12 protein-coding genes are annotated in these 22,002 nt (G+C 55.2%); 3 read left to right on the top strand and 9 right to left on the bottom strand.

All coding sequences use genetic code 11. The features are described 5' to 3' along the window. The first annotated feature begins 177 nt into the window (after nucleotides 1–177). Entirely contained in the window at nucleotides 178–681 is a 504-nt protein-coding gene (locus MXE41_RS12180; protein ID WP_247100682.1) for a phosphoribosyltransferase, read from the top strand. Nucleotides 682–927: 246 nt separating this feature from the next. Here the strand turns inward: MXE41_RS12180 and MXE41_RS12175 are convergent, their stop codons facing one another. Further along, on the bottom strand, nucleotides 928–2,502 hold the full coding sequence (locus MXE41_RS12175) for a tetratricopeptide repeat protein (RefSeq protein ID WP_247100681.1): 1,575 nt from the start codon (nucleotides 2,500–2,502) through the stop codon (nucleotides 928–930). 790 nt (nucleotides 2,503–3,292) lie between these two features. On the opposite strand from MXE41_RS12175, the gene rpsT reads away from it, so the two are divergent. After that, nucleotides 3,293–3,556 carry a 30S ribosomal protein S20 gene (gene rpsT / locus MXE41_RS12170; protein WP_246977679.1) on the top strand — a complete coding sequence of 88 codons (264 nt, stop codon included), beginning with the start codon at nucleotides 3,293–3,295 and terminating at the stop codon, nucleotides 3,554–3,556. Nucleotides 3,557–4,282: 726 nt separating this feature from the next. Beyond that, nucleotides 4,283–5,878, top strand: a complete 1,596-nt coding sequence (locus MXE41_RS12165) for a sulfatase-like hydrolase/transferase (RefSeq protein ID WP_247100680.1) — start codon at nucleotides 4,283–4,285, stop codon at nucleotides 5,876–5,878. 283 nt (nucleotides 5,879–6,161) lie between these two features. On the opposite strand, the gene sstT is transcribed toward MXE41_RS12165, so the two are convergent. The 8 genes from sstT to fabZ form a co-directional block, all read right to left on the bottom strand. Further along, complete coding sequence (gene sstT / locus MXE41_RS12160) at nucleotides 6,162–7,427, bottom strand: serine/threonine transporter SstT (RefSeq protein ID WP_247100685.1); 1,266 nt, start codon at nucleotides 7,425–7,427, stop codon at nucleotides 6,162–6,164. 452 nt (nucleotides 7,428–7,879) lie between these two features. Beyond that, nucleotides 7,880–9,040 (bottom strand): hypothetical protein, encoded by a 1,161-nt coding sequence (locus MXE41_RS12155; protein WP_246977677.1) that lies wholly within the window; start codon nucleotides 9,038–9,040, stop codon nucleotides 7,880–7,882. 1,245 nt (nucleotides 9,041–10,285) lie between these two features. Then, nucleotides 10,286–12,439: a tRNA lysidine(34) synthetase TilS gene (gene tilS / locus MXE41_RS12150; protein ID WP_247100679.1), complete on the bottom strand. Its 2,154-nt coding sequence runs from the start codon at nucleotides 12,437–12,439 to the stop codon at nucleotides 10,286–10,288. A gap of 134 nt (nucleotides 12,440–12,573) precedes the next feature. Further along, nucleotides 12,574–13,530: an acetyl-CoA carboxylase carboxyltransferase subunit alpha gene (locus MXE41_RS12145; RefSeq protein WP_247100678.1), complete on the bottom strand. Its 957-nt coding sequence runs from the start codon at nucleotides 13,528–13,530 to the stop codon at nucleotides 12,574–12,576. A gap of 675 nt (nucleotides 13,531–14,205) precedes the next feature. Further along, nucleotides 14,206–14,835 carry a ribonuclease HII gene (gene rnhB / locus MXE41_RS12140; protein WP_247100684.1) on the bottom strand — a complete coding sequence of 210 codons (630 nt, stop codon included), beginning with the start codon at nucleotides 14,833–14,835 and terminating at the stop codon, nucleotides 14,206–14,208. Between the two features lie 544 nt (nucleotides 14,836–15,379). Beyond that, nucleotides 15,380–19,099, bottom strand: a complete 3,720-nt coding sequence (lpxB, locus tag MXE41_RS12135; protein WP_247100676.1) for a lipid-A-disaccharide synthase — start codon at nucleotides 19,097–19,099, stop codon at nucleotides 15,380–15,382. Nucleotides 19,100–19,771: 672 nt separating this feature from the next. Next, nucleotides 19,772–20,653 carry an acyl-ACP--UDP-N-acetylglucosamine O-acyltransferase gene (gene lpxA, locus MXE41_RS12130; protein ID WP_246977672.1) on the bottom strand — a complete coding sequence of 294 codons (882 nt, stop codon included), beginning with the start codon at nucleotides 20,651–20,653 and terminating at the stop codon, nucleotides 19,772–19,774. Nucleotides 20,654–20,891: 238 nt separating this feature from the next. Further along, nucleotides 20,892–21,368, bottom strand: a complete 477-nt coding sequence (fabZ, locus tag MXE41_RS12125; protein WP_348647438.1) for a 3-hydroxyacyl-ACP dehydratase FabZ — start codon at nucleotides 21,366–21,368, stop codon at nucleotides 20,892–20,894. Nucleotides 21,369–22,002: the final 634 nt, after the last annotated feature.

Raw genomic sequence — 22,002 nt, 5'->3', positions numbered from 1 at the left:
TACAGCATTTTTTTTGCCAAATTTTATCCATGTATGTATATATTTCTATTTATAGTCAATTTTCAGATAGATACTTGACAGTTGAAAAGTATTATCAATATTTTTTTAATTGCATCATAGATACAACATATCGATAAAAAAATATATGTCTAGAAGGCGATCCTTAAATGCCGGGCTATGATCTGCAAGTCGGATTCTGGCATCAATGGTCATGCCCTTGCTCAGGCTCATCTCAACCTGGGCCGCATTATGGGCCAGCAGATGCGCAAAATGTTGCCGCACGAAAGAACTCCGGTGCTGGTACTGCAGCGCGGCGGTTACTTCTTTGGTGCCGGAGTGTATCTGGGCTTTGGCGGGTGCTTCTGTCCTTTCAAGCCTGAAATCGACCCAGTGCCCGAGTTTACGGGCAACTTTGCGGTCATAGCTGACAGCGTCATCAACACCGGACGCTCGATACTAAGGCTGATTGACGCTCTCAGAGCGCGCAATCCTGACCTCACAGTCTGTCTTGTGGCCAATGTAGTTCAGAACAATGCTCTGGAGCTGCTAAAAGAGCATATGCTCTTTACCGTGCGCGTCTCGAGCAACAGCTTCACCGGCCGCCGCCAGCACCATCAGACCGGCAACACCGGCCCTGACACCGCCGACCGCCTGTTCAACCTGCTCGACGGCCTGCCTTAGCCGGCCGTCCCGGTGGCACGGCCGGCGCACGGCGCCCATGGCGCTGCTCCACAGGCGTGGCCGGCGCACGGCGCCCATGGCGCAGCCCCGAGGACGAGGCCGGAGCGCCGCCGCCCACGCTGCGCCCTGGCAGCCACCTATTGAAAAGGCCGGGTGAGCTTTTGCTCACCCGGCCTTTTGATTACCGGTTCGTTCGGCACTCAGGGCTGCATGCTGCGCCTGCGGCCCTGAGATCCAGTGCGCATGCTACTTGCGCTTGCCGTCTACTATGTAGCAGGCATCCTTGACGCCGAGCTTACAGGCACGCTGGAAGTAGGTCAGAGCCTTGGCTGTGCTCTTTGGAACACCAACGCCCTCAGTGTAGGCAAAAGCCAGCTGGGTGCAGGAGGTACCAGAGTTCATGGAGCATGCCTTGATGTGGTTCTTGATAGCGTTGTCGTAACGGCCATTTTGCATATCAAGGACAGCAAGGCGCTCACAGCCCAGAGGGGACTTTAACTTACAGCCCTTATCATAGGCCTGCTGAGCAGTAGCCATGTCGTCATTGTTGATGGCGCTGTTGGCAAGCTGCATACAGGCATCAGCACTGCCACCGTCACAGGCACGGGCATAGGCCAGAGATGCACCTGTGGTCAGGTTGCCATAGGAAGCAATCAGAGCGTTACAGGCCATCTTGTGGTCAGCGTTACAGGCATCGGTGAAGAACTTCTGAGAGCCCTTCTGGTTGGCCAGACCCTGCAGGTAGCAGGCCTGAGAATTGCCCTGCTCACAGGACTTGCTCAGAGTGCCATAAGCCTCATTGAGCTTGCCCTTGTAGAAGCTGTAAGTACCGATGAACTGACAGGCCAGCTGATTACCGGATTCACATGACTTGTTGAAGAAAGTCAGAGAGTCGGACAGATTGCCCATGCGTACCTGAGCACGGCCCAGGACAAAGCAGCTGCTCTCGTGGCCCAGTTCACAGGAACGGGCATAGGCCTTACGGGCACCTTCCTTGTTACCGGTACGGGTGTAACGGTCAGCAAGAGCCTGACAGGCAGCGCCGTCATTGAGGTCACAGGCCTTGGAGTAGGCAGCATCACCTTCCTTGTACTTCTTGAGCTCATACAGGCGGTCGCCAAGACGCAGACAGGCAGAGGAGTTGTTAAACTCACAGGCCTTACGGTAAGAATCAAGAGCACTTTCCTTGGAGCCGGCATCAGCCATGGCCTCAGCGCCCTTGACGCAGTAGGAACCACCGCCAATCTTGCAGCTCATGGCAAAGTTCTGCTTGGCTTCCTTAAAGCGCTTGAACTTTGTGTTTACCATGCCCATCTTGTGGTAGGCCTCAGCAGCAATGGCCAGATCGCCTGCCTCAGTAGCCAGGGTATAGGCCTGCTCGAGCTCTTCGCGAATGTAACGGCCAGGCAGCCAGGTCTCAATATCAAGACCATCCTGCCATGCACGGTACATCATGTCACCCTTGACCAGACAGTAGCGACGCTCGCCACCACAGGCACGTCCAGCAAGGTAGATAGCACTCTTGAGATCACCGAAGTCACGGCTGTTTTCATAGTCTGCAAGAGCTTCAAGAGCCATAACTTCACAGCTCTTACCGCCACGCTCACGACAGTCGGTCTTGATCATTTCAGCACGGGCGATGATGGCTTCCTGCATTTCCTCATCGGTCATCTGCAGGTCCTGGGCGCTGGCGCCACTGTCGGCCACAGCTGCAATCTGATCCTGTGACGGACCGCCACATCCAGTCAGGAGCATACCGAGGCCTAAAAAGGCACTGCCCCACAGGCCCAGTAATTTTTTACGAGTTGATAAACCGTTCACTTATTCATCTCCTTTGGACTTTTACGACCGGTTCTGACCTTAAAGCAAGATTTGAGCCGCCTCCCTTTTGACAGCTCATCATCAGTACCTTAACCTGATTTACAGCACGCTCCCGCGCCCTTTACAGCACCATCACAGACCACCCGCGCCCCTGTTATCCCCTGGTGCATCCCCGGATAAATGCTCCGGATGTACCCCGCTTAAAAAAACTGTACACCAGGCTCCCTGGCATCAAATAAGCCCTGAACAGCCACGATAAACAGCCTCTATATTAAGGCAGCCCGCCCCCCACAAACCCTGCCAGTTATGACCGGCTCCAGGTAACATGGTCATGCCGCCCCCGGGATACGCGCACTGCAGTCCAGGATAAACACGCGCTGCACCACCTTATGCGGATCACCACCGCAGTTCGATACTAACCATGACAGTATCCTGCCAGGACAAAGGTCCATGAGGGCATGTCACCGGGATGCGCACCAGCACGAAAACCGGGTCTGCAATACAGGAAAAAGGCTGCGGGGCATGAGGGAAATCTTTGTAGAAAAATCAAGGTGGGCGAAGGTGGTGAAGGGCTGTACGGGGCTGCATTTTTGTGGGCTCACATGCAGATAAACTGCATATAATGGGGATTTAATAATTTTTTTGTTGCAAAGCTCTCAATTTATGATTTTTTCCCTGCCCTTTTGATATAATACCGCGTTTAGTGCCACAGGCAGCCTGTATGATAAGTGATATGGTAGTTTCGTGGCTTAAATCTTTCTAAGTACTTTGAAAAAACCAGGAGCTATTTGTGCCTAATATTAAGTCTGCAAAGAAGCGCGTTATTCTCACCGAGAAGTCCCGTCAGCGCAATGTTGCTGCCCGTTCCAAGATGCGTACCTTAATTAAGAAGGTTCTCGCCGCTGTTGCTCAGAAGAACAAGGAAGCCGCTGTTGCCGCCTTTAAGGAAGTTGAGCCAGTATTAGACCGCGCCGCTTGCAAGGGTTTAATTCACAAGAACAAGGCCGCTCGTCACAAGAGCGAGCTTGCTGCCAAGATCAAGTCTTTAGCTTAATCCGGCTCCTTTGCTGCAACAGCCCTGCTTGATATCGGCGGGGCTTTTGCCTTGTCCTGCTTGCAGAGCCGCTTTACAAAAGAGCCTGTGCAAGCAGGGTAAAAAAACTGGCCACCTGGGGTGACGTACCTCAGGTGGCCAGTTTTTTTATGCCTGCCCTCCGCTACGCCGGGCCCGGCAAGATCCGGGGCCCTGCCCGCCTACGGGCCATGCGGCCCCTGGCCAGGCCTTATCCCATGGCCTGCCCGATCCATGGCGCAGCCCAATCCATAGGGCAGCCCGATCCCGGGCCATGTCATGACATGTGCTCTGGTTCTGCACCGGCTGCAGAAGGCGGCAGGTAAATACCCGGGCGGGCAGATAATATCAGGTGCAGGTACCGGGGTTTGCTCTGACCGGCAGGTCATGGCCATGGGCCAGGCCATCGTCCATGGCCATGGGCAAGGATATGGGCAAGGACCTGGACTCTGGCTGGACAGCCATCAGCATGGCCTGCTTATCAGGCATTTGCGGTCTTTGCAGTATGGATGCGCTGATGGCCGGGGCTGATGCCGGCGGGCTCAGGTACGGCTGTATCAATTAATACAGTGCTTACAGGCATCTATTTGCCCTTTTCAGGCCTGAAACACTATAATCTGGCAAGAAAATTGCCATATATATGGCCTGATACTGCACTGTCAGCAGATCATCTATTGTATTTCAGGTTGACGCCCAAGGAATTTGCCCATGTCGGATACCAAAAACACTTCAAGACCAAACATTATTCTCTATGTAACTGACAGGCAGCGTGCCGATGCCTGCGGCTGTTATGGCCAGACTCTGGAGACCACTCCAGTACTGGATGAGATGGCTGCTCAGGGTATTATTTTCAAAGAGGCCTACAGCACTCAGGCCTGCCCTAATGCCATGAAGGCCGCTCTGCTCACCGGCCAGGACATGACAAAGACCGGCTGCTTCAAGCGCCACACCCAGCTCAACCCTGAAGTAAAGACCCTGGCTGACCTTGCTGAAGAACAGGGCTATGAGACTGCCTTTACCGGTCACTGGCAGCTGGGCGCCAACGACAAGATTGCTCCTGACAGCCCGGTTACTGCTGAACAGCGTGGCGGTTTCAAAGGCTTCTGGCGTGGCAGCCATGAGATCACTGCCACCTCAAAGTCCATCAATGAGGGCTATGTTTACGACGAGAATGGTAACAAGGTTGAGTTCAAGGGCAACCGCAGCCTGTGCGTAAGCGACTTTGCTGTTGATTTCTTAAAGCAGCATGACGCTGCCCGTCCTTTCTTCCTTACTGTTTTCCAGGCTGAAGCTTTCCAGCGTACCAGAGAAGACGTAGAGGCTCAGATTGAAGATTCCCGTGAAGAGCTGGAAAAGAGCATCGAAGAATACATCGAAAAGAACGAGATTACTGCCATTGCCAAGAAGCAGGAAGTAACCGAGCACATGCGTCTTGCTGCCATGGAGAAGATCTTCAAGTTTGAAAGCGCAGACGAAGAGTTTGAAAAGGAACACTATTTCCCACGCCTGCCTCTTGATGTGCAGCTTTACTCTTCCAATATCCGCACTGACTATCCACGTTACCTGGGCCAGCTGCGCCGCGTTGACGAGGGTCTGGGCCGCATCATCGAGCAGCTCAAGTCAAGCGGTCAGTACGACAATACCTTTATCGTATTCACCTCCACCTCAGGCAACACCTTTGGTGCCCGCTCTGCCAACCACAACACCACCGGCTTTGATGACGCCGGCCGCACCTCCCACAAGGGCAGCACTCATGTGCCTCTGGTAATAGGCGGCGGAGCTGTCAGGGAGCACAGGGAAGTTGAGGCTCTGGTATCAACCGAGTCCGTAGCAAAGACCATTGGTCTGCTCATGACTGACGGCTGCACCTGCTGTGACAGCCTCAATGGTGAGAACCTGCTGACTGTTGCCCCTGAGGCTGACAGCAGCCGTGCTCTGTACTACATGATTGGTGAGAGCCGCACCGGCCGTGCTATCCGCACCAATGATGAAATGTACGCAGTCTTTGCCCCTGATGTTAAGGGTGAAGAGAGCTGCACCAGCGATGTCTGGCGCGATGAGTTCTATTACGATCTGGTAAGCGACTTCTGCGAGGCCAACAACCTCATCAAGGCTGAGCGCTACAAGGATCAGAAGAAGGCCATTCGTGAGCGTCTGCTTGAACTTATGGAAAAGCATGAGGGCAAGCGCTTTGAGATTCAGGATCCTCTCCCTGACTATGTCGAGGAAGATGACGAAGAAGAAAAGGCTGACGACAAGGAAAAAGCCCCAGCCGAAGATAAGGCCGAAGATAAGGCTGAGTAACAGCCCGGCCGGCACGACCGGCCGTATCTTTGCCTGACCTGCAGCATCTGAACTGCAGACGCAAAAAAGCCCCGCATCTTAAACAGGATGCGGGGCTTTTTTCATGGTTCCAGGCTTACAGTCCGGAGGGCTGAGGGATACAGGCAGAAGCATACAGTCCGGATGACCGTGGACCCTGGGCTTAGGGCACTGGCACTTTGCCAGGGCACATGGCTCAGGGCCTCACAGCTGCCTTGTCAGGCAGCTGGCAGGATGGTCGCCTGTTTCAGGTTCCCTGTGGTTATCAGGACTCTTTGGTTTCGTGTACCTGCAGGTCACGGTCGAAATCCTCAGGGATTTCAATCTGGCGGCAGGCTACAGCGGTGAAGACCACGTCAGATGAGGAGTTTAGGGCGGTCTCGGTGGAGTCCTGGACTACGCCGATGATAAAGCCGATACCTACAACCTGCATGGCGATGTCATTGCTGATACCGAAGATGGAGCAGGCCAGAGGAATGAGCATCAGGGAGCCGCCGGCGATACCGGAGGTGCCACAGGCACACAGAACGGCAGCGATACACATGAGCAGAGCTGAGGCAAAGTCCACCTCAATACCCAGGGTACGTACAGCAGCCATGGTCATGATAACGATGGTTACGGCAGCACCTGACATGTTGATGGTACAGCCTAAAGGAATGGATATGGAGTAAGTGTCCTTTGGCAGGTGCAGACGCTCACACAGAGCCAGGTTCATAGGAATGTTGGCAGCTGAAGAGCGGGTAAAGAATGCGGTCACAGCGCTCTGGGTAATGGACTTGAAGACCAGAGGATATGGATTCTTACGGCAGATAATGAAAGCAACCAGCGGATTGAGCACGAAGGCAATCAGCAGCATGGTGGCTACCAGCACCAGCACTACCTGAACATAGTTGATGAGGTTGGAAAAGCCGCCAGGCTGAGTACAGGAGCTGTATACCAGACCCATAACACCCAGTGGAGCAAAACGGATGACAATACGTACTACACCGGCTACAGTCTGAGCAAGGTCATCAAGTACCAGCTTGGTAGGCTCGTGAGCTACACGGAACATCAGACCAAAGGTAATACCCCAGACCAGAATGGCTACGTAGTTACCCTTCATCAGAGCGGTAACAGGATTTTCCACAGCCTGCATAACGAAGTTGAGCAGCACCTCGGCAATACCCTGTGGAGGGGTGATATCCTGAGCGGCATCAGCAAGAGCCGGGAAAGTTACAGGGAAGATATAGCTCATGGAAAGAGCCAGTATGGAGGCGAAAATCATGGAAACAAAGTAGACCACGATTACCGGCTTCATATTGGTCTTTGTGCCTTTGTTATGTCTGGCAATGGCTGAAGAAACCAGCACAAAAACCAGCAGCGGAGCAATGGCCTTCAGAGCTGACACGAAGAGATTACCCATGGCTGGCAGCACGGTGCTGTCTTCAGGATAGATAAGGGCAATCACTACACCAATCACCAGGCCGATAATGACCTGCATGATAAATGGTACAGCATTGAAAAATCTGGCTATTGGATTATTGGGGCTTATAGGCTCAAGCATGACATGATTTTCCGTTTTGAAATGCCGCTTGCGACATGAGAAAAGAACAGGACACAACCTTTGCTGTGCGCCCGCATTTTATCAGGTTTTAACCGGTAATAGACAAATTATGAGCCCTGAATTATGAAGCTCATTTTCCATAAAACACCGCTACCGCCCCTGAAATGACGCATTGTAGCCGCGCACCCCACCTGCAGCCCATGGCCCACAGGCCACGGACTGCAGGCAAGAGGCCTGAGCCCCTTTCAGGCGCAAGGGCAAAATACCCAGTACCGGCGCCACATGTCCGCCATCCTATCAGCTACGGGCCTGTTGCAGGCGCCTGAGCTGCTGGCAAGACAATAAAGGCCGCAAATGCGGCCTTTATTGTCTGCTGGCACTGGGTTTATGGTCCTGTGCCGGAGCTGCCTGCAAACTGCAGACATGCTCAAGGGATGTTCTTATTTACCCTTTGGGCTGGAGAGCTTGATGTGATTGAGGCCACGCAGGTGACGGTTGATTTCCTGCAGGCGCTGCTCCTGATTCTGACGGAAAGAGTCGATCTGGTGGCTGCGCATTTCCTTGGCTTCAATAAGCTGCTCGTAAGCGGCATTGAGGTTGAACAGATAGTCACATACCTGATTTACCTCATCACCCTTGAAGAAAGCAACAGGGCGCTTGCAGCGGGCCAGGGCGTACTGCTCTACCTTGGCAAAGCCACGGTCAATTTCATCAGTCACAGTGTCAACGCGGGAGGTTACCTTGTTCTGAATATCCTGGACAAAGTCCTCAAGCTCCTGAGGGTGATTGGAGGCAAGACGGTCCTGACCGCTGGCATTGTCCTTGATAACCAGCTGACCGTCCTTGAGCCAGATGTAGGAAATACCAATCATGGTACGTCCCTCGAGCAGGCGGTAGGTGCGGTAGATGCTGCTCAGCACATTGTCACTGGCATTGAGCAGATCGTGGCTGTAGTTTGGATAGGCAATGATGGAGGAGTACTCGCCTGAGAGCATGTCAACAATGCGGGTATAGCTGACAAAGTTAGGAGTATCCTCAAAACGGTAGCTGAACTCATAATTGCCATTGAGCCAGTCCTGATCGTTATAGCCCAGGGTGGCGCTGTAGCCGTTGAGACGACCGTCCTTGAGGGAAATGATGGAGTAGCCGATTTCGCTTTCGCTGCGGCCGGTGTCAAAACGCAGATAGCTTACCAGGGTGTCCTTTACCTTAGGGTCAATCTCTACCAGGTGCTCGGAAACCTTCTTGTCACCGACAGTACGGACAACACGTCCCAGACCAACAGCACGGCCTTTGGAGCAGTTACCGTCCCAGTACAGAGCTGAGTTTTCGCTGTCAGCAACCATAAATGGCAGCAGACAGGCCTGCTTGTAATTACGTGGCTGCATGCGCTCATCGTAAATATTGCTCTGATCAATCTGTGAGGAGACAGTCTTAATCAGCTCATAATCGCTGATAAGGCGGCTTTCAATAGCGGCATTTGTCTGCAGATTGGACATGCCCTGCTCGACTGCACTTTCAGTGCTGTTACATCCTGACAGAGCTGCGGCTACAGCCACGGCTGCAGTGGTTAAAGAGGCAAACTTTACAGACAGAGCCATAAGCATTTTCCCTGTATAGTCCATAAGCACGACCCTGCTGCAATAACCACAGTCACAGGGCGCAATGGATAAGTTAATTTGGTGACAAGGCATTGCGGGCCGTCAGAAGGCCTTCTGAGCGATAAAAACCACAGGCAGCATATGTTGGACCTGCACCCCTGACTCAGACAAAATACCATTTACCCGCTGGTAATCATGACCATTTAACATGCCCTGTAAGAAACCGGGCACAAGCCTTGTCCTTAAACCGTCAATTTTATTGCAGCTGCAGCGCTCAAATGGGCTTTAAACAGGCAGTTGCACCTTAATCCAGATATTCACTGCAAATGTCGTGCACACATTCATCCTGCCAGTTTGACAGCCCTGTCGCCCGTCCCGTACGCCGCCACGGCGCCAGGACGGGACGGCAATGCCAGGGCGCTGCGTCGCCATCCCGCCTTGCGGCCCTGACAGGCCCTGTCATCCAGGCCCGGGCATCAGCATCAGCTCTGAGCCTGTCATTTGAGTTTTCAGGTGTGGAGCATTGGGCGCAGCTGCCGTCCTGGGGGCCAGCACAACCCCCGACTTAATACTTAAGTCACCGGTGGAAAGTGGGTGCAACAGCCGCACAAATGGCGTGAACAAGCCATCTGGAACGTACGTTTTACATTTTGAGCAAAAAGTTATAATTTTTTTTCAGGCCTGTGGAACTATTTAAGGCTAAGGAACTCTAATAATACAGAAAGCGAACAACCCCATCATAAGAAGCTGGTGGGCATCCCTAAACAAGTTTTCATACTATCCCACATATGACGGCCTGACCCATCCCTGTCAGGCCGTCTTTATTTTCCCCGCCTGCGCAAGCCTGCTACTATCCCCTGAGCCCGTCTTCTATCAGAGCAGCCCCTTACAGCCACGAAAATGCCACGGCCCCTGCGCACAGCGCCCCTCTGGCCGTATGGCTTATAGGCCCTGCACCGACAGCCCCTCAGAGCAAAACCATTTTCTCCACAAAACAACTCCCTGAACTTAGCGCCGCACCAGCCTGACAGCACCGCCGCAAACAGCCTGTTTCCATGATTCATCTGCTGCAGCAGCCGAAGCCGCAGCCGGCAACCACCAGTTTTCAACACCATAAACGAGATGAAATTTTAAATACCCAGCTCCCATCTGCACCATGTCAGCAGCGCCATGTCAGCTGCGACACAGGCTAATGCTGCGAGTACTGTCCATCTGTCAACGGTACCGCCATTTGCCTCATGCAGCTTAGAGTTTGCGAGTTATCTCAAGGCGCCACTGCAGTGGTGAGGTGCTGGCGTTTTCAGAGGAGCTTGAGTCAGGATCGCACTGAGCTGGACTGCAGGCAAAGACATTGCCCACAGCAAGTACGACACCACTGCTGTCCTTTACCAGAGGCTGACAGGCACGCTGCCATGGGGCAATGCCGTGCTCGATAAAGAGCTTTTTGAGCTCACGCGAATGACGGCGGCTTACTGGCTTGAGGCGCAGGGAGCCAGGGGCATCAAAGTCCAGCACCACCTCAAAATTACCATGATGACCAGCCTGGAGCGTAAAGACAGCGCCACCATGGCTGTCGGTGCGTGAAGAGCTGTCCCTGCACTGCAGGGCTGTACCCTCTGCTCTTACCAGGCTGTAGCTGTATGCCCCTGCAGTCAGACTCTCACCTGCTCTGAGTACATGCTGACCGGTAAGAGACTCCATGGTCTGAGAGCTGTCCTTGATGTATACGCACAGCAGGTTCAAAAAGGTCGATACGCACAGGCTGCCAGACAGTGCAGCCTCAGCTGAAACGTCGGCTGCCGCTGCGCCGCAGCCAGGAGCGTAAGTTTCGTCCTCGTCTGCAAGGCCGTCAGTCAGGCAGTCACCAGGGGCTGTCGCAGCCGGGCTGATGATGCCACAGCCGTCGGCGCCGGTGCTGATGGTGGAGCCGGTGACAGCACCGGATGCAGCGCCGGTGGTGCTGCTGCCGTCGGCTGTGCCCGGGATGGCGGTGACAGGCAGCAGGGCTGTCGGAGGCAGGTGGAGCTCGATGAGGCCATTGCGGTCATGGTCTTTGACCATGAGCTCCATGGAGCGCTCTATGACGTTGAAGTCCACGCCCCGGTGGATTACCCGGGCAAAGAAGGCACGCAGCAGCATCATGGTCAGATTGCGATCGGAAAGGTCCAGGCGCTCGAAGTTAAAGACCAGGCCCTGACTGTCAGGGATATTGCTGATGCCCTGGCGCAGCTGCAGGTAGCACGGCAGCATGGCTGCGGTAAAGCGCTCAGCCATATCATGCTCGGCTGCACAGATAGCCTGAGAGCGCAGTATTGAGCGGTCAATGCCAACAAAGCGCTCACGCAGCTTTGGCAATACCTTAAGGCGCATAAAATTGCGCTCAAACTTCAGATAGTTATTGGACAGGTCAAAGACATACTCATAACCAGACGAGACCAGCAGCTGCTCTACCTCTATCTTATGCAGGTCAAGCAGTGGTCTTAAGATGACGCCGCGCTCATCGTGAATCAGAAAACGCATGCCTCTGAGTCCATGGGGTCCTGATCCACGCTTAAGGGCCAGCATGAAGCTCTCTACCTGATCGTCAGCCTGATGGCCCAGCACCAGACAGTCCACGCCCCTGCGGGTGTTTTCAAGTAATGCCCGATAGCGCTCAGCACGGGAACTGTCTTCAGGAGAGACACCATTTCCATAGACAATATCCAGTACGGGGGTGACCATTTGTACCTGCAGACGCTCACACAGACGGATATTGTTGGTAAGCCAGATATCGTCATCAGGATCGAGTCTGTGGATACAGTGAACGGCCAGAGCCTCATAACCAAAGCGGTCCCTTAGGGCACAGGCCAGCACCAGAGCCAGAGTAGAATCGGCACCTCCTGACATGCCGGTCACCAGACCACGGTAGTCACTGCCATGCTCATAATTAAACAGAGCCAGACGTGCATGGACGAGGTTGCAAAGACATTCGATCACCTCGGTACTGAGCTTATCAAGGCGGCTGTTCCCCCTTACAGTACGCAGCGCTGCAATGCCCTGGTCTTTCTGCTCAGGGGCATTACCCATAATGGCGTAGCCTGCAGCTCCTGTGTGCTCCACACTGCGTGCCGATGAGCGGCATGGCTGCACGCGCTGCATGAAGCCACGAAAGCGCTGCAAAGCCTCATCAAAGGCCATGCCCGCCAGCACCAGCTGCTTTTTGAGGTCCCCATGCTGAGCGCAGTGGGCGGCGTCGCCCACTGCCTGCAGCTGATGTTGCTGCGGCATCAGGTGCGGCTGCAGCACCTGGTGCGGCTGCGGCTGCTGCGGCCCTGCAGATGCTTTATCTGCATGGCAGCAGCTGCCGGCGGCAATGGTGCTGGAGCCTGCAGGGCAGGTGGTGCGATCGTAATCTTTCATGTCAGCCTCCTGAAAGGCGCTGGGTACAAAGCAATGCGCCCACGCCACGATGGTTTCGTGGGTGGGCGCGGGGCTGGCCTGATGCCCGTCAGGGCTGGGCCGTAAGACAGGTGCCGCTCCTGCAGCACTGTCCGTTAGCAGTAACCGAAGCTCATCAGACGGTCAAAGCGATTGGTCATGCACTCTTCTATGGATACAGACTTGATGGACTCAAGCTCACGCAGAATGCAGCTCTTGAGGTTTTCTGCCATCTGATCGTAATCACGGTGAGCACCGCCCAGAGGCTCTGGAACGATTTCGTCGATAAGCCCCAGGGACTTGACCTTGTTGGCGGTGATATTCATGGCCTCAGCTGCCAGAGGAGCCTTTTCGGCGCTCTTCCATAAGATGGAGGCACAGCCCTCAGGGGAGATAACTGAGTAGGTGGAGTACTGGAGCATGTTGACGCGGTCACCTACGCCAATAGCCAGAGCACCACCGGAACCGCCCTCACCGATTACGGTGCAGATAACAGGAACCTTGAGGTCACTCATCATCTTGAGGCTTTCGGCAATGGCACCGGCCTGGGAGCGCTCTTCAGCACCAACACCTGGATAGGCACCAGGAGTGTCGATAAAGGTCAGTACAGGAATGTGGAAGCGCTCGGCAAGACGCATCAGACGCATGGCCTTGCGGTAGCCCTCAGGACGAGGCATGCCGAAGTTGCGCATGGTGCGCTCCTTGGTGTCACGGCCCTTCTGGTGGCCAATAATCATTACCGGCATACCCTCAAGGCGGGCCATACCGCCGATAATAGCCTTGTCATCGGCAAAGGCGCGGTCACCTGCCAGCTCCTGGAAGTCGGTAAAGATACGCTTTACGTAGTCCATGGTGTATGGACGCATTGGATGACGGGACAGCTGGGAAATCTGCCAGTCGCTCAGGGAAGAATAGAGCTTTCTGGTCAGCTCAACATTCTTCTTTTCCAGCTGCTTTAACTCTTTGGACAAATCAACGTCGTTACCAACAGTGGTGCTTAATCTCTTGAGCTCCTCAATATGAGCAAGCAGATCCGCAATTGGCTGTTCAAAATCTAGATAGTTAATATTCATAACAAAATATCAGACCAGCCTGTCGCTCCGGCGCCCTGTACAACAGCTGATCGTCTGACATCAAATGACAGCTCAGTACAGCGTACATTGTTCAGTTATCTGCCTGCAGGCAGTTACTGCAGCGGGGACGGGACAATCCTCTCCCTTCTAGTTTCAGAAAATATTGATTTGCGCCCTGGCAGCTGCCTTACGGTAATACTCAGTCGGAAGTCTGTTCAGACGGCTCCGGTAGGCTGTGCAGTGCTCAGTCATTACGCAGCATCAAAACCTGATCTGTCAGCGGCGCTATTGCAGCGCCCTGCCGTTAGAGCCCATGCTTTCAGGCAAAGCGCTCAGACGAAACAGCGTTGACAGTACGGGCAGCAAAAAGCACCCGAAAAACTTGACTACTTTACTAGAAAACGCCTGTTAAATCCAGAAAAAGCCGCACTCCCGTAAGCACTTTTACCTGAAAAATCCCCTGTTTACACCCCTTGCGCCCTGAGGGGCGCCGCATCGCGGCATGCAGGGCTATCCTCCTACCATGCCAGCCTGTCATACAGCCCAATCCCTCTGCAACGGAACTGCGCGCAGGCAGCTGCGCAACCGCACAGCGGCCATGGCGGCCTCTGCTGGGCGCCTTCGACCTGGCGGTCGTGGCGGCCTATGATGGGTGGCCTTCGTCTGCCGAGGCCGCTATGACTGGCCGCGCTCGGCCAGCAGTCTGGCTACCGGGCCATAGCTGCGGCGGTAGCAGTCCAGTATTGGCAGAGTAGCCAGAATCTCCAGATGGGCTTTGGTTGGATAGCCTTTGTGGGCGGCAAAGCCGTACTCAGGATAGATTTTGTCGAGCTCATAGAGATCGGCATCGCGTGCGGTCTTGGCAAGAATTGAAGCGGCGGAGATTTCAGGCACCCTGGAGTCCCCCTTGACCACTGTCTCTACCATTACCCCAAGGGAGCTTATGGTGGCAGGCACACGGTTGCCGTCTACCAGCACCAGATTGCAGCTGCGGGCCATGGCATCATAGGCACGGCGCATGGCAAGGAAGGTGGCATTCAGGATATTGAGCTCATCAATTTCCTGAGGTGAGGCCCTGCCAATACCCCAGGCAACAGCCTGCTCTTTGATTACAGGAGCCAGAGCATCACGGGCCTTTTCAGTAAGCTTCTTACTGTCATTGAGACCCTCAATCATATTGTTGTGGTCAAGAATCACGCAGGCAGCAACTACATCTCCCATCAGAGGGCCACGACCGGCCTCATCCACGCCGCACACCAGGCAGTGACGAGGATCTACCGGATAGACAAAAGGCTCATCAGGCACCACCACCTTCTTGCGGCCCCTGCCTGAACCTCCGGCTGCCGGAGCTGCAGCCCTGCCAGCCTTTGCAGCCCCGCCAGCCTGGGCACTGGACTGAGCCGCGTCTGCTTTGCTGTCAACATCAGCATCTACTGAGGCATTAGCCAGCAGGTCTCCCATGGAGGCATCAAACTCATCACTGCGATCACGTTTGCTTCTGGCCATGTTGTGCTCCTGATAATAAATCAATAATGACTGACGCCGCCCCGCCGCCTGGCAGTATAACCAGCTGATGCAGTGCTGCATCATGCACTGGCGGGCGGCTGATATTCAAAGCCCCATTATCCCATATGCCCCTAATCTGACAACATGGCCAGACCACAAGTGACTGGCCCATACGGGCCTGCTCAGTATCATGCAGCCCGACCATAATCATTGGGCAGGCCAGGATCATGGGCAGGTTCAGGGCCAGGCAATGGCCCTGGACCATGGCAATAGCCTGGGGTCCTGGTGGCGGTTATGAAGTGCAAAGGGGCTGAACCACGGCAGTGATTCAGCCCCTCCTTATTTAGCGGTCGGTGATGCGCTTGATTACATCGGAGTTCTTACGGCGACCTCCGCGTCCTCCCAGCTCGTCAGAGTCACGACTGCTGTCCCTTGAGCTGGTGGAGCGGGTCAGTTGGCGGTCCTGATAACTGCCTGGTGCTGATCGGCTGCCGGAGCTGCGGGTCAGGGAGCTGTCGCGCCAGGAACTGGAGGAGCTGCCTGCAGTGGTGCTGCGGCTGTCACGATCTCGTGAGCTGCGAGTGTCCGTACGACTGGAGTCACGCTCCCATGAGCGAGAGCTGCTGCGACTGTCGCGCTCACGTTCGCGATCGCGGCTGGAGTCGCGGCTGGAGTCGCGACTGGAGCTGCGGCTGTCACGGGTATCACGGCTGTCGCGCGAAGAGCGGCTCTCCCAGGAACGACCGGAGTCACGACTGTCACGTGTGCTGTCGCGACGTGATGAATCACGTGAGTCGCGGGCCGAGCGGCTGCCGCTGTCACGGGTCAGGCTGCTGGTGCTGTAGGAGCCGCCTCCGGTAATGGAGTCAGTGAAATTGTCGCGGCTGGTCCATGCACCACCAGATCCGTCACGATTGTCATAAGAGCTGACACGGGCTGATCCGTAAGAACTGCCCAGTGAGCTGTCTGATGACGAAAATGAGCTGCTGATGCTGCTGCCGGCTGTGCTTGAGTAAGAGCCGGAAATGCTGTTGTCATAGCCGCTGCTCTTGATGATGTCACGGCTGTCGTAGAAGCTGGTGCGGGTGTAGTCATCACCAGAGGAGCTGCGACGGGATGACAGATCACTGCGACTGCTGCGCTCTTTGCGATCCTCAGTGCGGCTGCTGCGCTCACTGTCACGTGAGCTGCGACTGTCGCGGCTGCTGCGGGAGCTGTCGCGTGCGTCACGGCTGTTACGGGAGCTCTCGCTGTCGCGGCTGTTACGGGAGCTCTCGCTGTCACGGCTGTCACGGGAGCTCTCGCTGTCGCGGCTGCTGCGCAGTGAGCTTTCTGCGCTCTTGGCAGTGGTTCTGAACAGAGACTTGCCTGACCCGGAGCTGTCCTTGCTGTCATAGCCACGGGCAACGTCAGAAATATCAGTCTTGTGAGCGCTGCTCAGGCTCTTGCTGTCCTTATGATCCACACTGGCAGTGCGGGTACGGTCAAGGAAGTCACGATAGCCTGAGGCATCGCTGCCACGTGAGCCTGATGAGGCTGAAGTTGCAGCATCAGTGGCCGATGTGGCTGCAGCTGATGCAGAAGCGTCTGCGGTAGCTGATGCAGGGACGCCTGCGGTGGCTGATGCTGACTTGTGGTCAGAGCCATCAGAAGAGCTGATTTCAAGCTTGCTGCTGGCGGCGTCTGCAACACTGGCCTTTACTGAACTTGCTGAAATATCGGTAATCTGGACACTGCCGGCACCGGCTGAACCGGTTTGAGCTGTGGCAACGGCGGCGGCACTTTCACGGGCAGCGGCGGCAGCGAGGGCAGCAGCCTCAGCCTCTGCCTCAGCACGGGCTGCAGCTTCGGCTGCTTCACGTGCTTTTTTCTCAGCGGCCAGACGAGCCTTTTCAGCAGCTCGCTCAGCCTTAATCACATCGCGCTCAGCCTTGCGCTCACGCATGGTTTTGGCAAAGGAACGCAGTGAACCCATGAAAGACTGACCGGCACTGGATACCCCACCGGCCACGCTCGAAGCAATGCCAGCCAGTCCCTGAGCTAACTGTGCGCCCTTTGACGGCCCCTCGGCCTGAGCCGGGGCGGCATCAGCTGCTGCACCGCTGGCAGCTGCGGCAGGGGCGGCCTCAGCAGACGCATCTGGAACAGCGGCCTGATTGTCTAATGCCACAGCCTCAGTGCTGGCGGAGGCAGCGGAGCTGACTGCGGCAGCAGTGCTGGCCGAGTCAGATGCGCTGGCGGCGGCAGCAGTGCTGGCCGAGTCAGATGCGCTGGCGGAGTCAGATGTACTGCCTGAGTCAGGCTCGGCTTTGCTGTCCTTGCCCTTGCGTTTTTTGCGCCTGTTCTTCTTGCCCTTGCCTGAAGCTGCATCATCAGCTGTTGCACTTCCTGAGCTGGCCTGCTGCTCGTCCTCATCAGAGCTCGAGGCAGCGGAGCTGCCTGATGCCGAAGATGAGGCTGATTGTGCTTCTGACTGTGAGCGGGCAGCATCAGCTGCGGCATCGGTAAGGGACACCGGTACAGATGAGCCAGATGCAATGGCGATTACAGGAGCAGTCATGGTCAGGAAGCGCTCTTCGTCTCCATGGCCATAAATGGTTCCTGATACCACTGAGGCTGTGCCTGTAGCTGCTGCGACGATCGCAGAGCTTTTGGCATCGCCGCCGGAGGCGCCGGTCGCGACGGTGGTGCCGGAGGCGCCTGCGTTGCCGGCTGCATCAGGAGATGCTGCGGCGGTGCCGGAAGAAGCAGCCGCGCCTGTGGATGCATCGTCCTTTTTGTCAGGGGATGGCAGGCGGATAGCTGAATTGGTAAGGGCCAGAGTTTCAAGTTCAGGCTCTTTGGCTGTAAGCGCGGTATCGGTTTTCTTGAGGGCCAGAGCCAGGGTTTCGCGGTCGCGGGTAGCAACGCGGATTACGGCACGGGCGGCCAGCTCATCGGTGTTGACGCGAATGCTCTCATGAAGTGCTGTAAATTCCTTTTTCATCAGCACATTGTCAGAGGTCAGCAGACGTATGCACTCATGGGTAAGCTTGATAGGAGTGCAGTCTTCCTGAATCATCTCCTTGACTATCTCTCTTTTGGCCAGCAGATTTGGCAGAGAGTACATGCTTACCTTGAGCATGCCACGGGCAATGGCGGCAGTCAGAGCTGATACACGGTAGGCCACTACCATTGGGCACTTGAGGAGCATGGCCTCAAAGGCAATGGTGCCGCAGGTTAAAAGGGCGGCATCGGCCGAGGCAATCACATCCTGGGTATTGCCTACAAAGACGGTAAGGGACAGATTAGGACAGTTTTCGAGCCAGATGTCCTTGATGAGCAGAGCGATTTGACGATCCGGGGCTACGGTAATGAAGGTAATGTCCTTCATCTTTTCGTGGAGCATGGCTGCGGTACGGGCATAGATTGGCAGCATGCGGGTAATAATGCCCCTGCGTGAGCCTGGCAGAATGGCCAGTACGCGGGCACTGACTCCGTCGACACAGTTCTTGTACAAAGAGCAGCGCTCACGGGCGGTAGCCTGATCGATATCAACAGGAATGGAATTGGCCAGAGTATGTCCTACATAGGTGCAGGGCATGTCATGGCGATCATAGAATTCTTTTTCAAAAGGCAGGAGGGCCAGCACTTCTTCACAGGCGGCCTTGATTTTGACTATACGCTTTTCACGCCAGGCCCATACTGAAGGGCTGACATAATGAATGGTGCGGATGCCGGCTTTCTTGAGCTTTGCCTCAACGTAAAGATTGAAGTCAGGGGCATCAATACCCACCATGACGCAGGGACGCTCTTTGATGAGCATGCGGGTAATGGCAGAGCGGATTTTTAAAATAGGCACAGCACGGGCAGCTACTTCAAAAATGCCCATGACCGACAGTTCCTTCATGTCAAAAGCGGACTTCATGCCGCACTGCGCCATCTTCTCACCGCCAATGCCGATAAATCTGGCCTTGGGATCGTGGCGCAAAATGGCCTTCATCAAGCCCGCACCCAGGGTATCACCAGATACTTCACCGGCGATAATGGCATACAGGTGGGGATTGAAATTTGAGTCAGACATTAAAGGGAATCCTATCGAAAAAAGCGCACTAGTGCGCAGTCACGCTCAGTACACGTACAGTCTGGCAAATACTAACCTGGATTGCTTAGTCCTGGCCTGGAATAATGGACCCGGGTCCGGCCCCTTGCCGGCCGTGGCCCTGGCTGGACCTGGCCTCGGACGTACGTACCCCTGGCTGAACCTGGCCGGACGGCCGTGGCCCTGGCTGGACCTGGCCCGAGCCGGGCTGCAGCCTGGCCGCTGCCGGGCCGCAGCTCACGGCATGCATCCAGGATGCTGGTCGGACCGCTCATTTGCCTGGGCTGTTCTGGCGCAGCATGCGCGGGGACAGCCTTGCAGCAGGCTCCTGCACGGGCGCAACGCTGCCCGGCTGCGCAGAAGCGGCAGCTGACCGGGTTCCTGACATGAGTGAGGTGAAACTCAGTGGCCAGGAAAGATGCTAAGACGCATGAAATCGAATTTATAAGTAAAGGACAGTGGCTAAAGTGTTTTAACCTGGCCCATCCTGGGGACCCGGTCATTAAGGCAGAGCCAGGAGACTCCCTGCAGCCGCGCCGGCCCGCAGAGCGGGCTGGGGCCGCATAAAGGAGCGGAAAACGAAAAGGCTCCAGCCACAGGGCAAGCTGCCTCTGAGAGACTGGAGCCTTCTTGAGCACCAGCTGGACTGAATGGCTAGCGGACGATGCCGCGACCGTTTTTCTTTACGAAATCCAGCAGTGGCTGTACGGCGCTTTCAGCAGCTGCAATTTCCTCAAGCACAGGAATGGCTTCTTCAATGGTCAGATGCTTGTGGTAAATGGTCATATAGGCCTTCTTGATGGCTGCAATGGCAGAGCTTGAGAAGCCACGGCGGGCCAGACCTACAGAGTTGATACCACGGGCACGGGCATAGTGACCGGCTGCCATGACGTAAGGAGGAACGTCCATGTTGAGGGCAGCCATACCGCCAACAAAGGCGTGGGAGCCTACTCGGCCAAACTGGTGAATGGCAGAAAGACCGCCAAAGATTACGTAATCGCCAATCTCCACGTGACCTGCCAGAGTGGCGTTATTGGCAAAAATACAGTTGCTGCCAATTATGCAGTCGTGCGCTACGTGGGCATTGACCATAAAGAGATTGTCATTGCCAACGCGGGTCTCATTGAGTCCCTGAACAGTACCGCGATGTACGGTGCAGTGCTCACGGAAGGTGTTGTTATCGCCAATGGTCAAAGTAGTGGCTTCACCCTTGTACTTGAGATCCTGGCAGGCCTCGCCAATGGAGCAGAACTGGAAGAAGTGATTGTTGCAGCCTATGACACTTGGACCACGGAAAACACAGAAAGGCTCGATAACACAGCCATCACCGATGGTTACCTCACCCTCGATAATGACGTGATCCTTTATGACCACATTCTCGCCGATAACAGCCTTGCCCCGGATAAGGGCACTGTCTGCTATCTGAGCAGACCCGGCAATCTGAGGCTGGCCCTCATGGGTATGAACCAGCGGGTAGGCATTGGTACCGGTTAAGCCCTCGCTCTTTGGAGAGCCTGCAGCTTCGTTTTGAGCCATGGAGACATCCTCTCTTAAATGCGCGATCCCGCAGATGCAGGTACTAATATCAGCATTCCCTTAACAGCAAAGACCGGAGACAGGGGGCCAGTCAAACGCAAAGCACCGCTCAATGGCTGCCTGAACATCATTATGGCAAGGGGCAGGACGGGCAAAAGCAGCTGCCTGTACTCAAAGCCCCTGACCAGATGTCAGTATGGCACCTGAGCTCCGGGAGGGAATGCAGATCAGGTTTAGCCTAGCTGCGTACCTTGGCACACATTAAATCAGCAGAGCAGACAACCTCTCCGTCTACTGTGGCTACACCCTTGAAGCTGGCAATGCCGCGCTTTTCCTTGAAGAACTCAACGTCCAGAACCAGCTGATCACCAGGAACTACAGGTCTTCTGAAGCGGGCGTTATCAACGCTGGCAAAGTAGTAAAGCTCACCTGGCTCCGGCTTGCCCACCATGGTGAAAGCAAGAACGCCGGTGGCCTGAGCCATGGCTTCGAGAATCAGCACGCCTGGAAAAATTGGCTTGCCAGGGAAGTGTCCCTGGAAGTAAGGCTCATTGAAAGTGACATTCTTGATGGCCTTTAAGGTCTTGTGCTCCTCAGTAATGGAGTAGTCGACGACCTTGTCAATCATTAAGAAAGGATAACGATGTGGTAAGAGCTCCATGATCTCTTCAACGTTTAAGGTCTTCTTTTCATTGTTCTCGTTACTAGATGTCACTTGAATCCACCTTGTTAGTCATCAAATCCATCAGACAGCTGGCGCTATACACCAGTGATCTCCCCGTCAGACAAGTCCAGTCCGTGCCGGTTTCTGCGTGAGAGTGCTGCATACTGCCAGCAGACTGCGCCTGTTGAAACGGCTGCATGAAAGCTGCTGCGGGTGGGCAACCTGGTGTTGCCTGATGACGGTGCCTGAACATATCAGGTACGTCACCACCGGCGGTCAGCAGGAAACATGACTGTCCCTGTCTTTTGTGACCCTCAGGTCAGTGCCACTGCCGGGTGCGATAGGCCTGTCGGGGCAATACTTGAATTAATGGCCAGACAAGCGCCCAATATCATACCATTTTTTGGGCCCGAAAAATGGAGATCCCGCGAATAAAGGCCCCGCCGGGCCCCCTGCTGGCCCGCCGCCCGGGATGTGCTCAGGGCATAAAGCCAGGGCACTGCCATGGCCGGTCAGCTAAAGGACCAGTCCGGCCAGTGACCGGGATGACTGGCCCTGAATCGAGTAGGGGTGGTTCCCCTCTCACACCACCGTACGTACGGGTCCGTATACGGCGGTTTCAACCATTGTTACCGCCCAGTTTTGCTTCGTATTGGGCGTTAAGCATATTCAGGTTAAGCCATCC

This window comes from Anaerobiospirillum sp. NML120449, from assembly GCF_023051105.1.
Taxonomy (GTDB): domain Bacteria; phylum Pseudomonadota; class Gammaproteobacteria; order Enterobacterales; family Succinivibrionaceae; genus Anaerobiospirillum.
Note: the sequence above shows the minus strand (reverse complement) of the source record. Positions and strands in the feature narration are given on the sequence as shown.